Annotated in this window: 14 protein-coding genes and 1 other RNA gene; 10 read left to right on the top strand and 5 right to left on the bottom strand. The window is 50.1% G+C overall.

Annotation, left to right across the window (positions count from 1 at the left end):
• The 3 genes from EYC62_05930 to EYC62_05920 all read right to left on the bottom strand — a co-directional run.
• On the bottom strand, positions 1 to 506 hold a 506-nt coding region (locus EYC62_05930), incomplete at its 3' end, for a hypothetical protein (GenBank protein TAH34041.1).
• Positions 507 to 565: 59 nt separating this feature from the next.
• Positions 566 to 1,114: a hypothetical protein gene (locus tag EYC62_05925; protein ID TAH34040.1), complete on the bottom strand. Its 549-nt coding sequence runs from the start codon at positions 1,112 to 1,114 to the stop codon at positions 566 to 568.
• Positions 1,115 to 1,249: 135 nt separating this feature from the next.
• Positions 1,250 to 3,388, bottom strand: a complete 2,139-nt coding sequence (locus tag EYC62_05920; GenBank protein TAH34039.1) for an AsmA family protein — start codon at positions 3,386 to 3,388, stop codon at positions 1,250 to 1,252.
• A gap of 115 nt (positions 3,389 to 3,503) precedes the next feature.
• On the opposite strand from EYC62_05920, the gene EYC62_05915 reads away from it, so the two are divergent.
• The 3 genes from EYC62_05915 to rnpB all read left to right on the top strand — a co-directional run bounded on the left by EYC62_05915 (position 3,504) and on the right by rnpB (position 5,407).
• Positions 3,504 to 3,938 (top strand): hypothetical protein, encoded by a 435-nt coding sequence (locus tag EYC62_05915; protein ID TAH34038.1) that lies wholly within the window; start codon positions 3,504 to 3,506, stop codon positions 3,936 to 3,938.
• A 67-nt stretch (positions 3,939 to 4,005) separates the two neighbouring features.
• Positions 4,006 to 4,746, top strand: a complete 741-nt coding sequence (locus tag EYC62_05910; GenBank protein ID TAH34037.1) for an N-acetylmuramoyl-L-alanine amidase — start codon at positions 4,006 to 4,008, stop codon at positions 4,744 to 4,746.
• A gap of 212 nt (positions 4,747 to 4,958) precedes the next feature.
• Positions 4,959 to 5,407: RNase P RNA component class A (gene rnpB / locus EYC62_05905), an RNA gene on the top strand.
• A gap of 116 nt (positions 5,408 to 5,523) precedes the next feature.
• Here rnpB and EYC62_05900 read toward each other — a convergent pair.
• A complete protein-coding gene (locus EYC62_05900; GenBank protein ID TAH34036.1) occupies positions 5,524 to 6,669 on the bottom strand; it encodes a hypothetical protein in 1,146 nt (381 codons plus the stop codon).
• Positions 6,670 to 7,112: 443 nt separating this feature from the next.
• On the opposite strand from EYC62_05900, the gene mraZ reads away from it, so the two are divergent.
• The 7 genes from mraZ (at position 7,113) to EYC62_05865 (ending at position 15,019) form a co-directional block, all read left to right on the top strand.
• The gene (gene mraZ, locus EYC62_05895) at positions 7,113 to 7,586 is read left to right on the top strand and encodes a transcriptional regulator MraZ (GenBank protein ID TAH34035.1); all 474 of its coding nucleotides are present in this window, start codon (positions 7,113 to 7,115) and stop codon (positions 7,584 to 7,586) included.
• Positions 7,587 to 7,642: 56 nt separating this feature from the next.
• A complete protein-coding gene (gene rsmH / locus EYC62_05890) occupies positions 7,643 to 8,635 on the top strand; it encodes a 16S rRNA (cytosine(1402)-N(4))-methyltransferase RsmH (protein TAH34043.1) in 993 nt (330 codons plus the stop codon).
• Between the two features lie 91 nt (positions 8,636 to 8,726).
• Positions 8,727 to 9,059 carry a hypothetical protein gene (locus EYC62_05885; protein ID TAH34034.1) on the top strand — a complete coding sequence of 111 codons (333 nt, stop codon included), beginning with the start codon at positions 8,727 to 8,729 and terminating at the stop codon, positions 9,057 to 9,059.
• A gap of 3 nt (positions 9,060 to 9,062) precedes the next feature.
• A complete protein-coding gene (locus EYC62_05880) occupies positions 9,063 to 10,856 on the top strand; it encodes a penicillin-binding protein 2 (GenBank protein ID TAH34033.1) in 1,794 nt (597 codons plus the stop codon).
• Entirely contained in the window at positions 10,843 to 12,306 is a 1,464-nt protein-coding gene (locus tag EYC62_05875; GenBank protein ID TAH34032.1) for a UDP-N-acetylmuramoyl-L-alanyl-D-glutamate--2,6-diaminopimelate ligase, read from the top strand. Before EYC62_05880 ends, EYC62_05875 begins: the two co-directional genes overlap by 14 nt.
• A complete protein-coding gene (murF, locus tag EYC62_05870) occupies positions 12,303 to 13,733 on the top strand; it encodes a UDP-N-acetylmuramoyl-tripeptide--D-alanyl-D-alanine ligase (protein ID TAH34031.1) in 1,431 nt (476 codons plus the stop codon). Before EYC62_05875 ends, murF begins: the two co-directional genes overlap by 4 nt.
• Before the next feature lie 197 nt (positions 13,734 to 13,930).
• A complete protein-coding gene (locus EYC62_05865; protein ID TAH34030.1) occupies positions 13,931 to 15,019 on the top strand; it encodes a phospho-N-acetylmuramoyl-pentapeptide-transferase in 1,089 nt (362 codons plus the stop codon).
• A 2-nt stretch (positions 15,020 to 15,021) separates the two neighbouring features.
• Here the strand turns inward: EYC62_05865 and EYC62_05860 are convergent, their stop codons facing one another.
• Positions 15,022 to 15,726 (bottom strand): hypothetical protein, encoded by a 705-nt coding sequence (locus tag EYC62_05860; GenBank protein ID TAH34029.1) that lies wholly within the window; start codon positions 15,724 to 15,726, stop codon positions 15,022 to 15,024.
• Between the last annotated feature and the right edge of the window lie 119 nt (positions 15,727 to 15,845).

Genomic DNA, 15,845 nt, shown 5'->3' with positions numbered 1-15,845 from the left:
GAAATGTCCTGAACAATATCTGGACGATTCCTATAATCTATTTTAACGAGTTGCTTTGCCTTTGACGATAAATCGGTCCAAGACTCCGCGCACGGAATAAAACCGAATTTGACCCAACTATAGCGGCCTACACTTGTGGCGCGCAAACTCATATCAACAACGCCGAATCCTTTAGCCATCTGAATAAAATGCGGAAACAGTCGCCGCACAGTGCCTTGCCCTTGCTCTTCGGCACGAATATTGCCGATATTCAATGTCCAATTTCCGCCTTGTTGCCGCTGCACAAATGCCAGCGTTCCGTCCACAAGATCGGGCCTGCGTATTTCGACCATTATTGTACGTGAATGCCGGTCTGGATAGACACTTAACATCGAATTAGGCGGCGCACGCCGTAACGCCGCCTCTGCTCGCGCCCAAGGGATATTCATCTTAGCTTCGAAACTATCCCGAATATCGCTCAAGTTTATTTCTGGATCTAATACGATCCCATTGTTGAATGTATGCATTAGTCGCACCAATCCTGCTCCAACATGGTATATCTTTATAGGAAACAAGTAAAGAGTGTTTATAAGCGCGTTATGTACCCGCCCTTGCGGCTAAGGAATTGAAATATATCGGCAATCACCCACATAATTCCGGCGCTTAGCAATTGCGGCTGATCGTTGACAATCGCGCCCCAAATAAAAAATGGGCGGCTAGTCAGGATAACAATCGATACAACTGACAATGGATAGCGCCGCATGAAATACCATGGCAAAGCCAAAATATTTTTTGGCTTTGCGATCGATTGATCCGCGGAAGGCGCAAAAAATTTTAATACCGCGCACAACATTAAGATTACCGCAAAAGTAACTTGGCCAAATGGTTGTGCCAAATCGCGCGATGCCATGATCAAACACAGGCAGCCGCCCATATTAACCAGCGCATGCATTTCAATGCCGCGCGCCAGGCGTCCGAACCAACCCAAAATTATTCCATCCGTAAGCCACAATAATGCAGCGGCGACTTGCCACCAGCTGCCAGACAGGCCGCCATTAAACAACAGGATTAAATTGCCAATGGTATATAAACTGCCGGCCAGGTTGGGAGCGTAATTAAGAATGATATTCTTCATACATACGGTTTATAGATTTTTATACAGGAACTGGCGAGAAAAAACTGTCATCCCGAGCTAATGCGAGGGATCGCCAGATGTAAGACTTTATATCTGTAGATCCCTCACCCCGTATGGGTGATTCGGAATGACAAACTACTGCCCCATCAATTTTTTCAATAATTTTCCGCCTTGCTTGTCGATTTTTTGTTGCAACTTATTCACATCGACGTTTTTCTCGATCGCTTTGTTAATGGCTTTATTGGCGTAATAACTGGCGATCGCGGTTGTATCAAATGCATATTGCGGCGCGGTAACAGCGCCAAAGGTACGCACGCCTAGGGCCGGTACTTTCGGATGATCGTTGAACGTCACGCGGGCGTTGATATCCATTTGCTGATCTTCCAATTTAATATTCCCGCCGCCATTCATTTTAACGACATCGGAATCCAGCGCGATATTATTGCTGGTTGCCACGCCGCGCACCACCGTCCAATCGGATGTTAAGGAACGGAACGGCGTTAACCCGTCTTTCTGCCGTTGCACTTGATCCAGCACGCGCAACAAATCGCGCGGGTCGTTAATTTCCTTCATTTCCAGGCTGACTTTTTTCCAATCGACGCCTTTTAATATGCCGTCATTCAATTCGGCGCGGACCTTGCCTTGCATCGATCCGTAATTCAGCCCTGATCCATTCAAACGGCCGGTTAAATCCGTATTCAAAGCCAGCTTGCTGTCGACCGGCAAATCCGGCTTCGCGAATAATTTTTTAATGCTGGGATGGCTGATCGCGGCGCGAATATCGAATTCGGGATTATCGCCCATGACATAACCTAATTCACCGCTCGATTTCAGATCGCCATTCTGCAAATTATAATTCTTCAAATTAATTTTCTGACCCGCATATTGCACGCCGGATGTAAATTCGACGCGGCTTGGCTGTGCCTTGACCCAGTCATTGCCGCCAAATCCGGCCGCATCGGCCAGTTTCTGCAAATTGCCAATATCGAGACGCGCTTTACCGTCAAAAGAAGACGCCGGCAAATTATAATCGCCGCTGGCTTCGATATTGGTGTCGCCCATCGTTTGCAACGCAAACCGTTGCAGCGCGATGGTGCGGCCATCCATAGTCGCCGCTTGGATTTTGACATTGCTGGCCGTCAGCGCGGTTAAATTCAATTTATCGACGCCAATATTGAAATTGCCGCGAACATTCAATCCGCCGCCGGTTTTTGCGGCTGCGGCCGTTTTAGCATCCGCTTTCACGGCTGGCGCCAAATCCGATTGCCAGGATTTCACCGCCGCCATAAGTTTGGCGACATCGACCGTATCGAAATTCAATTTGGCATCGACGAACGGCGTGTTTTGCATTTTCACCGTTATATCGCCCTGCCCCTTCATGTCGGCCCCGGAAATTTGCAAGCCCACGATTTTAATTTCGTCCGGCGTGTAATTCAATTTGCCCAACGCCTCGATTTTTGGCGTGGCGTTTACCGCGAATTTAAAATTGCCCGCGGAAGTCAGCGGTTTATTCCCGCCCTGCATTGGATCATACATGGTGCCATCGAATGTCAATTCGCCCATGGGAATATTGGCCGATAAATTCGCCGCCAATTGATTTTCTTTGGCTGGTTTGATCGCCAATTTGATTTTAGACTTCTGCCCCTGCCAATCGCCAGTCGCATCGATGCTCGCTTTGCGCGATGGCAGATTCAAATCGGCATCCAAATCCAGATCTGTAACCGTTTGTTTGGTCCCGGTGGTATAATCCGCATAAAATACTTTGCCTTTTTCGATTTTCAGCGAATGAAGCTGCGGGATTGCCGATACGCTTTTATCCGTGGGCGCAGGTTTTTTATCTGCCGCAGGTTGCGATTTCGCAGCGAAATTCCAGTTATTTTTGTCATCGCTGAATTTTTCCAAATGAATTTCCGGCGATTTCAAGTGTACATATCCGATTTCAATGGATCCGGTTAACAGCGATAACGGCGATAACTGCACCTCCAAAGATTCCATTTTAAGGAATTGCGGCGCCTTGCCCCCATCGATATTATCGATAACAATGTTCTCGGCCGTCACTTGGGTCATCGGCAATAACATGCCGCTCATTTTGCCTTGGATATGAACCTTGCGGCCAATCGCGTCGCTGATTTTAGCCTCGATGGTGGGTTTAAATTTTTCCCAGTCCATGAATATGGACACAATGATCCCGCCGCACATAACCAGGGCGATTAAGAAGGCAATGGCGAAAATAAAATTGCTTTTAGGTTTTTGGCGCGTCGATAAAGCTGGCATTACAAATCCTTAGGTTAAGGCCTTGAAATTAAGATCGAATTATGTCATAAAAATGTAAAGAATAACGGTTATTACATAGACCGTAAAAACAATAAAATCAATGGAGTGGGTGAAGATGACATTAGTATCAGCAGAATTATTCGACCTATTACAACCGTTAGGATTGGCGCGAACAGACGCGTTTAGAAAATGGCTGGATTGCGGCCTTAAACAAGCCAGAACTAGTCAGGGACAAAATCGTCAATACAAAAGGCTTAAGGCTGCTTACGAAAAAACGGATAAAACTTTTCGCGACAAATTGCCGCCCGGAACCCAGGGCAATTTAAGCCTGCGTTTACATTTGGCCGATATCGAAACTTTACATGCTGCCGGCAGTCGCTTTAAAGATTTATTGGATTTAGCTATCGAGGCCTATACCAATGAAATGGGCCATACCCCTGCGATCTCTTCTCCCGCGGTCGTTCATCGGGCGGGAAGATACCAACCATCTCGTCCAACACATATTGGCCATACGCGTTTAGTTGGCTGTTTACACATACCTACACGGTAGGTATAAAAGCCATAAGAGACAATAATTTCAATTTTACATTATAAATAAAATCGGCAAGAATCGGCGGATGATCATATCCGCCGATTTTTCTTCGCCCAATTTCGAAGACCGCCGCAACAAGAAAAAGCCGTATATTTTATTGCTGCATTACACCGGCATGAAAAGCGCGGATTTGGCGATGACGCGTTTGTGCGAACCGGCATCGAAAGTCAGCTCGCATTATGTGATCGGCGAAGGCGGCAAGATTTTTCAACTGGTCGACGAATCCAAACGCGCTTTTCACGCCGGTATTTCTTATTGGCGCGGGGAAGAAGATATTAATTCGGTTTCAATCGGTATCGAGATCGTCAATCCCGGCCATGAATTCGGATACCGCGAATTCCCGCAAAGTCAGATGGACGCCGTTGCCGATTTATGCGCCGATATTATAAAGCGCCACAAAATTAAACCGGAATTCGTGCTGGGCCATTCGGATGTTGCGGTAAAACGCAAAATCGATCCGGGCGAATTATTCGATTGGCCGTTTTTGGCCGGCAAGGGAATCGGGCTTTACCCATCCGCGCAGCATGGCGCGCAGAACCGCATGGTCGCAGACGTACAAAAAATGCTGGCCGCGTTTGGATATAAAATTGAAATCACTGGCAAGAATGACGAACAAACACAGGATGTGGTCACCGCCTTCCAACGCCATTACGCGCCGAAACAATTGGGGTCGGGATTGAACCCAATCACCGTCGGCGCGTTGGTGGATATTTGTGGACAATGTAAGATAAATTCCTCCCCCTTTGGGGGAGGCGCAAATGCATAGCATTTGCAGAGGGGGATAGGTGCGGTGCCTGATAAATTCCGACTACCTCACCACCTAACCCTCCCCCTACCCCCTCCCAAAGGGAGGGGAATTTTAGTTATAACTCTCTTTACACTTTCGCCTCCACACTCTACACTCATAAATGCCAGATCGTTGGATGATCGATCTTGATTCGATATCGGCCGCAAACGCCAACAAACCGATTTGCATCGGTAGGTTGGCTGGCGGTCCGATGCAAATCGGAAAAAGGTAGGAAAGTCCGGGCTCCGCAAAAACGAAGGTGGCGGATAACGTCCGCCGGGGGCAACCCCAGGGAAAGTGCCACAGAAAATATACCGCCTAAGCACCCTATCCGCCTACGCCAAGGCTCCGGCGCGACATTAGTCTTAAGACCGCGTCGTAGCGCAGCGAAGACGGGAAGGTGCCGGCAAGGTTGAAAAGGTGCGGTAAGAGCGCACCGCGTTCCTGGCAACAGGAATGGCATGGTAAACCCCACCTGGAGCAAGACCAAATAGGCGTTACACGCCGCGCAAGCGGCAAGTGTGTTTTTGCACCGTAACGCGGGTCGGTCGCTAGAGGTGATGGGCAACCATCATCCCAGATAAATGATCGTCGCCTGGGCAACCAGGTACAAAACCCGGCTTATAGACGATCTGGCGCTTTTATTTTTAAATTTCGATAACTATACATCTCTCCCCCAACGAGGGGAGGGAATAGTAACTATATAAAACTATCGCATTTTTGACCCTCCCTCAAAGGGAGGGTAGCCTATTATATTCACATCACCCGGCTCAATCCGTTCATCGCCAAGGACGAAGACATGATCGGCTCGGAAGTTTTTTTCCAAAGACTGGAAAATTTGACGCTAATGCCGCGCAATTTTACCGGAATTATCCACGCAAATCCAGCGGCGGCGGCAACGCCCATCGCGGCTTCGTCGGCGAATTCCGGCGCATATTTGCGCGCAAGCCCACCGCCAAAATATTTTATGGTTCCCTGTCCAACCACGCCGAAGCCACGTTCCGGTATCGCGGATGCGGCGGTCGCCAATCGCGATAAAAAGCTGTGCGATACCGCCGTTCCTTCCGCTTGCAAGCCGCGCACGGCCATTTGCCGCCCGACTTGTCTTGCGGTCTCGCCGCCCATCTGCCGCACCATGCCGCTTTCCGCCGCTTCGCCGACTTGGGTCAATCCGGCCGATTGCGCAATAGATTCTGCGGAAGCCCGTTGCGGCGCGCGCAAGGCTTGTGTAATCCATTGATTTAAATGCGCGCAGGTCGGCAATAACAACACGCCGCTGGTAACCGTCATGACAATATCCATTATATTAAGGTATGGATTTTTTTGCCCCTTTCCGAACGCCACTTCGCACAAACTGTCGATCGCTGTCCGCGATTTTTCACGCACGGTCAATTTGCGCGGCGGTTTTGTCTTCTCTGCCGGTTTGTTCCGGTTGCGCCATTTTTCAATGCCATGTTTGGCCGCCATAAAAGCATAAGCCGATGTGATTTTTATCGCATAGGCCGCCGCCAAAGTGGTTGGAATCACCATCGGCGCAAATCCAAGCGCCAAAGTAATGCCTGCCAATAATCCGGCGGTGATAACAAATCGCGGCACTGGATGATTGACCGCGAACAAAGCGGAGTTGAAAATAATCCTGCCCATGCGCGTCTGTGATGATTCACGGGCGCGGCGCGCAATTTTTTCCGGCACTGGAATTTCTTGCAAGGCCCAACGTTTGGCCGGACCAACCACTTTGCTTTTCAAAACTTGTTCGATTTTCGCGCCGGTACCGCGTTTAAAAGTAATGGTGTCGATGAGACGGATAGCTTTTTCTTTTACTTTATCCCAGAAATCGACCGTGGCTTCGGACAAAACCTCGTCCACCAATGTATTCGCCAATTCCGCACCAACCCTCGACATGATGCACCCTAGTTGTTTAATTTAGTTACTTTATTTATAAACTATATATTATTTTATGTCAAATAATTATAGTAAATATAAATTTTGTTTCCAATTGTCGCGTTTTAGGCCGAATTGCAAAAGCCTGTAATTACAGGCTTTATTTCACTTTCGTATCTTACAAAGATCACACTTGCTGAAATTATGGCTACAGTTTTTCGATTTGTTATCCACAGATGACACCCAGATTACATAGTATCTTTTCGACATATTCCGGGTGTTTTGGGCATTTTTCCCATTGACTCCCATCTTTTCCCATGGTATCCCATATATAGATACCATCTTCATACTCCTTTTATTCCAACCCCCTCCAATACACTTCGATCCTAATGGGATACTTCCGGTTGCGCGAATAGGGTTTGTGGCAGGTGGTCACAGGGAACCAACTACCGCGGAATTGCTTCATGGCATTGTTCTTGTCTACCCAGGTAAACAAGATTGACAAAAAGGGACGGATCTCCGTCCCCGCCGGTTTCCGCTCGGCTTTGGCCGGACAATCTTTTCAAGGTGTGGTGTTGTTCCGTTCCTTGCGCTTTGGCGCTATCGAAGGCTGTGGCATGGACCGCATGGAAAAATTAAGCCAGGGCCTCGATAATTTCGTTCAATTTTCTTCCGAACAGAGCGACTTGTCCGCGTCGATTTTCGCCGACGCGCAGCCGTTGCCCTTCGACCCCGAAGGCCGGATCATGTTGCCTGAGTTATTGATCGAACACGCCAAGATCAACGATGCCGCCGCCTTTGTGGGTTGCGGCGCTACGTTTCAAATTTGGAATCCTGACCTCTTCAGTAAACACCAACTAGAAGCGCGGAACCGCGTGCAGAAGCAGGAATTGGGAATCCGGATCCATTCGGCAACCAAACAGGAGGATAAGCCATGATCGCTGTTGAATCGTTTTCTACTCCCATTGCTGCGGCCAACGACAACTTTATAGCCATGAAATTAGTCCACTCCCCCCACTCTCACGTTCCAGTCATGTTGTCCGAAGTTTTGGATTACATGCAAATTCGCGATGGCGGCATTTATGTCGATGCGACATTCGGCCATGGCGGTTACACCCGCGCGATTCTGGATACCGCCGATTGCATGGTGTACGCGCTCGATCGCGACCCAGAAGCCGAGGAACGCGCCAGCGATATGATGGCCGAATATGACGGCCGCCTGCGGTTTATCCGCGGCAATTTCGGCGATCTCGAATTATTGTTGAACCGCATTGGCGTCGAACATGTCGATGGGGTTTGTTTTGATTTGGGCGTCGCCTCGTCCCAACTGGATGATAGCGGCCGCGGATTTTCGTTCCGTCATGACGGCCCATTAAATATGCGCATGGATGGCGGACGGCCAAATGCGGCGGACATTATTGCAGCGATGGATGCCGAACAGCTGGCCGACATTATCGAAAATTACGGCGAAGAAAAAATGGCCGCCCGCGTCGCGCGCGCCATTGTCGACGCCCGTAAGATTACGCCAATCACCACCACTTCCCAACTTGCCGATGTCGTGCGCCGCGTGGTTCCACGCAGCCGCGATGGTCTGGACCCCGCGACCCGTACCTTCCAAGCCCTGCGCATTTATGTGAATGATGAAATGGGCGAATTGGAACGCGGCCTGATCCAAGCGGAAAAATTATTATCGGTCGGTGGACGGTTGGTGACGGTTGCTTACCATTCGCTCGAAGACCGGATGGTCAAAGAATTTTTAAAAACACGGGCTGGCAACACGCCGAACTCTTCGCGCCATATGCCAGCGGTTACCCCTCTTCATAAGCCCTCCTTCAACTTGATTACGCGGAAATCGGTCGCGCCTTCTAACGAAGAAACGATCACCAATCCGCGTGCATCATCGGCCAAATTACGGGCGGCGGAACGCACTTCCGCCACCGTATGGCCGAATTTTGTTGGGGTCAAACGTAACATGCTGAACTCGTAAGAAAGGTTGCCTCCTCATGCGCCGCTCCCTTCTCCTACTGCTGATCTTCTGTATTGTGTACGGCGTTGGTATTTACTAGCTAAAGTATCGAGTGGCGCATTTGGAGTCCCGCCTGGGCGATGTCCAGCGGGATTTGATCGCGGAAAAAGAATCGATCCATGTTTTGGACGCGGAAATCAGCTATATCAGCCGCCCGGAACATATCGCCAAATTGTCTGAAAAATACCTGCCTTTATCCCCAGTCAAAGTGGCCCAAATCTATCAATTGGCAGACATTATGCCTGGTGTCGCCTATAGTAACTGGGCCAAGGCCGGTGGCAGCAGCCGCGAGGCTCAGATGGCAAACAACGAGATACCGGTTAATAACGATGCCCTGCAAAACGACGACATTGCCCAAAAACCGGTATCCTACGAAGTGCAATGACGCATGCTAACGCCAAATGGTTCTTCCGGCCGTAATTCCGCCCGCTTTGGCAAAGCGGATTATGCATCGCTGAACCGTCCGTTTGATTCATCAATATCCCACAAAGTAGAACGCGCCCAAAATAAACGCATATATACCGCGCAGATCCGGTTGATCTATGCATCCGCCGTTTTCGCCGCCGCGTTTCTGGCGATTGCCTTGCGCCTGGTGGATTTGACCATTTTCCAAGAAAGCAGCGAGATTGACCTGCGCACGTCCGTTTCCGCCCCTATTACTTATGGCCGGTCGAACATCACCGACCGCAACGGACAAATTCTGGCGACCAGCCTTTCGACCGCTTCGCTTTATACCAATCCCAAAGAAATTTTGGATGTCGATGAAACCGCCACCAAACTGGCGCAAGTTTTGCCGGATCTAAACCGTCAGGCGTTAAAAGCCAAACTAAGCGAACCGAAATCTTTCATCTGGATCAAACGCAACCTGACGCCGGAACAACATTACAAAGTGCATATGCTGGGCCTGCCAGGCCTTAATTTTCAACGTGAAGAACGCCGCGTCTATCCGCTTGGGTCTATGTATAGCCATGTGGTGGGTCTGACGGACCTGGACAGCAAGGGCGTATCCGGCATTGAAAAAACATTCGATGGAAATTTGCGCAAGGGCGGCGATGATCTGCAATTGTCGCTGGATACGCGCGTGCAAAGCATTCTGCACGAAGAATTGCGCCGTACCGTGCGGGAATTTAACGCGCGCGGCGCGGCTGGCCTGGTACTGGACGCCAATACCGGCGAGGTGATCGCCATGGTGTCTCTGCCCGATTTCGACCCTCATGAATTCAGCAAATCGTCCCAAGATGCGCGTTTCAATCGCATCACGCTGGGCGTTTATGAAATGGGATCGACCTTTAAAATTTTCAACACCGCCATGGCGCTGGATTCCGGCAAAGTGAAAATTTCCGATTCATTCGATGCGACCCATCCCATCAAAATCGGCCGGTTCGAAATTTCCGATTTTCATCCCGAAAATCGCTGGCTGAATGTCGCCGAAGTATTTGAACATTCGTCCAACATCGGTTCTGCCAAAATGGCATTGACCGCCGGCATCAACGAACAAAAATCATTCTTGCAACGTCTTGGCCTGTTTAACCCCGCCACCATCGAATTGCCGGAAATTGGCAAGCCCATGCTGCCGCGCCAATGGACCGAAGTCACCGCAATGACCGTTTCCTATGGCTATGGAATTTCGGTGACGCCATTGCAATTGGCGCGCGCGGTCGCGGGCGTCGTCAATGGCGGCGTATTGCCGGAATTGACCTTGTTAAAACGCCCGGCCAATGCGCCATTGCCCGGCGTGCGGGTAATGTCGGAAACGACGTCCAAACAAATGCGCGAATTACTGCGTTTGGTTGTGATGAAAGGCACCGGACAAAAAGCCGATGTCGGCGGATATTATGTCGGCGGCAAAACCGGCACCGCGGAAAAAAGCGGCGCCGGCGGCTATGCCGAGAAAAAATTATTGTCGTCTTTCATCGGCACATTCCCGACCGTCGATCCGAAATACGTCATTCTGGCCATGATCGACGAACCGGTTGCCAACAAAGCGTCGTTCGGATTTGCTACCGGCGGCTGGGTTGCCGCGCCTGCGGTAAACCGCGTAATTGCGCGCATGGCGCCGTTGCTGGGTTATCCGCCATTAGACCGCAAGGAAGATTTCATGGCCAAAGACCGTCTGGTCAACAATTCGCCGCAAAATAATGCGAATTCTTTGCGTAAAGAGGCCGTTTATGAAACTCAGTGAGTTGATCGAAGGAACTGGCGCGCAAATCCAGGGACTGGATGTACACATCAAGGGCCTGGCGCTGAATTCAGCCGGGGTTGAACAAGGATTTTTATTTGCCGCCGTTGCTGGCGTCAAAACCCACGGCATACAATTTCTGGATGATGCCGTATCGCGCGGCGCCGTTGCGGTTTTAACCGATGCCGACAATGCCGCCAAAGTCACTGAAAAAAATATCACCGCCGTGATCAGCGCTAATCCGCGCATCACTCTTGCCAAACTGGCGGCAAAATTTTATCAGCCTGCCCCCGCCACCATCGCCGCGATCACCGGCACCAATGGCAAAACATCCGGCACGGTATTCACCCGCCAGATCTGGCAGCAATTGGGCCGCAAGGCCGCGAGCATGGGCACAATCGGCATTATTGCCCCCGGCTGGACCGAAGATTCCGGCCTGACCACGCCCGATGTGATCAATTTCCATAAATATTTGCAGAAAATGTCCAAACTAGGCATCACCCATGTCGCCTTCGAGGCGGGATCGCATGGTTTGCACCAACATCGCATCGCCGGCGTGCCGGTCGATGTGGCGGCGTTCACCAATTTAACCCGCGATCATCTGGATTATCACGGCACTATGGAAAATTATTTCGATGCGAAATTAATTTTATTCGCCGAAAATTTAAAATCCACTGGCGTTGCGGTAGTGAACAGCGATATTGAATTTTTCCCTAAATTAAAAGAATTATGTAGCGCGCGCAAAGTGCGCTTGATCACATTTGGTTTGGGTAAATCGGATATTCAGATCAAAGAAATGATCCCAAAACATGATCACCAAATGGTCACCTATTCCGTGTTTGGCAAATCTTACAAAGTGCGATTGCCGTTAATCGGCGCGTTCCAAGCCGCCAATATCGCCTGCGCCATCGGCATGGCGAATGGCAGCGGCGAGGATATTGATTCCATTATGCCGTGCCTGGAAACATTAGAAGGCGTTCCCGGCCGCATGGAATTGGTAGCCAAGGCCCCCAGCGGCGCGCCAGTATTCGTCGATTACGCGCACACGCCCGATGCAATCGACAATGTGTTGAAATCGCTGCGCCCCCACACCAAAGGCAAATTGGCGATTATTTTCGGCTGCGGCGGCGACCGCGATCCCGGCAAACGCCCGATCATGGGCAAAATTGCGGTTGAAAATGCGGATTACGTCATCGTCACCGACGATAATCCCCGCACCGAAGAACCCGCCAAAATTCGCGAGCAAATTATGGAAGCCGCCAAGGGTGCCGAAGAAATTGGCGACCGCGCCAAGGCCATTGCGCATGGCATAGCATCCTTGGGCAAGGACGATATTCTGGTAATTGCCGGCAAAGGCCACGAACATGGGCAGATTGTCGGTAAAACCGTGTTGCCGTTCGACGATGCCGATGTCGCGCGCAAAGCCGCGATCCAATTAAAAGGCGTTGCATGAGCGAGATTCTTTGGACCAATTCCGATTTGTCCGAAGCGTTACAAACGCCTGTACAAACACAACTACAAATTACCGGCGTTTCCATTGACAGCCGCAAAATCAAACCAGGCGATTTATTCATCGCGCTGAAAGGCCCGAATTTCGACGGGCATAATTTTTTGGCCGATGCCGCGTCCAAGGGCGCTGTCGCCGCGATCGTCGAAAAACCGGGCGATGCGCCAGCATCATTGACACAAATTTCGGTTCGCAATGCCGAAGCCGCGCTGACCGCGCTGGGCAAATTCGCGCGCAAACGTTTTACTGGAAAAATTATTGGTGTCACCGGCAGTGTTGGCAAAACCGGCACCAAAGAAGCCTTGGCCCATATTTTATCGCGCCAGGGCAAAACATTCGCCAATGAAGGCAATTTGAATAATCATTTGGGCGTACCATTATCCCTGTCGCGCATGCCGCGCGATGCGGCGTTTGCGATTATCGAAATGGGCATGAATCATCCGGGCGAAATCGCGCCATTATCCGAATTATGCGAGCCGTTTGTCGGTATCGTTACCGCCGTATCGCCCGCGCATATCGAATTTTTTCCAAACGGCCTAGAAGGCATCGCCGATGAAAAAGCGCAAATCGTCGCCGGCATGAACAGCCAGAGCGTCGCGATTTTCAATCGCGATACGCCATTGTTTGAACGCATGTCGGGCCACGCCGCCGCCCGTAAAATCGGCCGGGTAATTGGATTTGGCAAAGACCCATTGGCCCAAGCGCGATTGTTGAATTGCAATCTTCACGCCGCCAGCAGCGATATCGAGGCCGATATTCTGGGCCAGAAATTATCTTATACTCTTAATATTCCAGGGCTGCACATCGCCATGAACAGCCTGGCGGTGTTGGCCGCCGCGCAATCGGTTGGCGCGGATATTGCCAAGGCCGCGAAAGATCTGGCCGATTTACGCCCCACATCCGGCCGCGGATTGCGCCGTCAGATTGCGATTCCAGGCGGAGAAATAGAATTGATCGATGAAAGTTACAATGCCAGCCCCGATGCGATGCGCGGCGCGCTGGATGTGTTGTCGCGCGCGCAAATCATGCCCAATGCGCGCCGGATCGCGGTTTTGGGCGATATGCGCGAACTGGGAACGCACAGCGTGGAATTGCACACCGGTCTTGCCCCGGCGATCCTTGCGGCGAATCCCGATCTGGTCATGCTGTGCGGCCCGTATATGGCGCATTTGCACCCACTTATCATGGCCAACATTAAAACCCAATATGCGCCGGATTCCGCAACGCTGGCCGCATTCGTGACGTCCACCGTCAAACCGGGCGATGTGGTAATGGTAAAAGGCTCTCTGGGGACAAAGATGCGGGTGATTATTGAGGCGCTGGATAATTTACGCCCAACTCTTATCCCCCTCCCCCTTGTGGGGAGGGGTTAGGGGTGGGGGTACAGCACAACGTAAACCTACTTCATACCCCCACCAAGAAAATCTAAGCGCAAGCGTGCTAAGATTTTCTAATCCTCCCCACAAGGGGGAGGACAACATGCGAACTTTCCCACTTTTACCTTTATTCCAACCTACTCCCTATATAAACTTGCCCATACCCTAACCTCAAACCCCTAAACCCTTTTCCAATGCTTTATAATCTCCTTTACCCACTCGCCCCCGATTACAACGTTTTCAATTTATTCCAATACATCACATTCCGCAGCGGATGTGCATTGGCGACTGCGTTGATTATTTTCTTTATGTTTGGCCCCGCGTTTATTCGTTGGTTGAAATCGCAACAACCCGAAGGCCAGCCAATTCGCGCCGATGGCCCGCAAAGCCATTTGGTAACAAAAAAAGGCACGCCCACCATGGGTGGTGCATTGATATTGATCGCCATGTCGATCAGCACGTTGTTATGGGCGGATTTATCGAACGCCTATGTTTGGGCGGTATTAATCGTCACATTGGGATTCGGATTCATCGGCGGATGCGACGATTATTTGAAATTGAAAAAACGGCATAATACCGGCCTGACATCGCGCCAGAAATTTTTGGCGCAAATCGTTTTAACATTGGCCGCGACATACATTATTACCAATATCACCCGCGAACCGCTGGCCACCGGCCTTTCCATTCCATTCTTCAAGGATATTTTGATCCCGCTAGGATGGGCGTTTTACATATTTGCGATCTTCGTTGTTGTCGGCGCATCGAACGCAGTGAATTTAACCGATGGTCTTGATGGTTTGGCGATTGTTCCCGTCATGATTGCCGCGATGGCATTCGGCCTGATTGCGTATTTATGCGGCAATATTATTTTCGCCGATTATTTGAAAATTCTGCACGTCCCCGGCGCCGGGGAGCTTGGCGTTTTGTGCGCCGCTTTGGTTGGCGCGGGATTGGGATTTTTATGGTTCAACGCCCCACCAGCGATGGTGTTTATGGGCGATACCGGATCGTTATCGCTTGGCGGCGCGCTAGGTACCGTGGCGCTGGTTACCAAGCATGAAATCGTTTTGGCGATTGTCGGCGGCCTGTTCGTTCTTGAAACCGTGTCGGTGATGATCCAAGTCGGATTTTTTAAAATGACCGGCCGCCGCGTATTCCTGATGGCCCCGATCCACCATCATTTCGAGAAAAAAGGCTGGTCCGAGCCGACCATCGTAATCCGGTTTTGGATCATCGCCGTGGTATTGGCGTTAATCGGCCTATCGACGTTGAAGTTGCGTTGATATTATCTGTCTGCCCGGCCAAGCAGGAATTTCTGTACATATTCCGCTTTTCTAAATCCACAAGGAGCCTTGGATACCACACGGCGCAGATCGCGTTTCACACCTTTTGCGGACTTAGAAGGGTTTAATATATCGTAATCGACGCTCGCCCGTGTTAAGCACTGATTTAAATCATGAAGCAATCTAGCAGGCGATGTGCATCTCACCATCATGGTTGCAAAATCGCCGGCGATTAAAGTCTGGAAAGTTTCATGTGCTTCGCGAAGACAAATACCATTTTCTACTTTCTTAATTTTCCGGTTGATCTCATCAACCGTTGAACCTTTTTCCAATTCTCTCCGACCTGCGTGTACATAATTTAAATTACGATCCATCGCAGTTAACAGTTCATCGAAGACATATCGCGAAAGCGGAGCACCATTATTTTGACCGCTTAATAAAATTTTATATCTTTTTTGGGCCGCGAGAACGCAAATTCGACCTGCCGCATTCTTGATTTTTCGATTGATAGTCTCCAGCGGAACTCCATTTTCCAAGAGAGCGCGGCCATTGTCCCACCCATCTAAAGCCTGATCTATAACAGACAGGGCTCTACTGACTCCCAATTCATTATTGGCAAAGCCTAGTGGGCGCAAATTGCCTTCCAACAATGCCTGGTACAGCACTTTTGCTTGATCAAGTTTCGTTTGTATGGTCGTCGTAGTCACTGCAATGCTTCTTATTGCGCTTAAAAGATATAGTTACAAGTTGTATCTTAAAAAAATACAATAAACAAGCTACTTGTAAGCCTGAATTTTTATAGAATATGCTTTTTACGCTCAAGGAT

It is taken from the genome of Alphaproteobacteria bacterium (genome assembly GCA_004295055.1).
In the GTDB taxonomy this organism is placed as follows: Bacteria; Pseudomonadota; Alphaproteobacteria; order SHNJ01; family SHNJ01; genus SHNJ01.
This window is presented reverse-complemented; position numbering and strand designations above follow the sequence as displayed.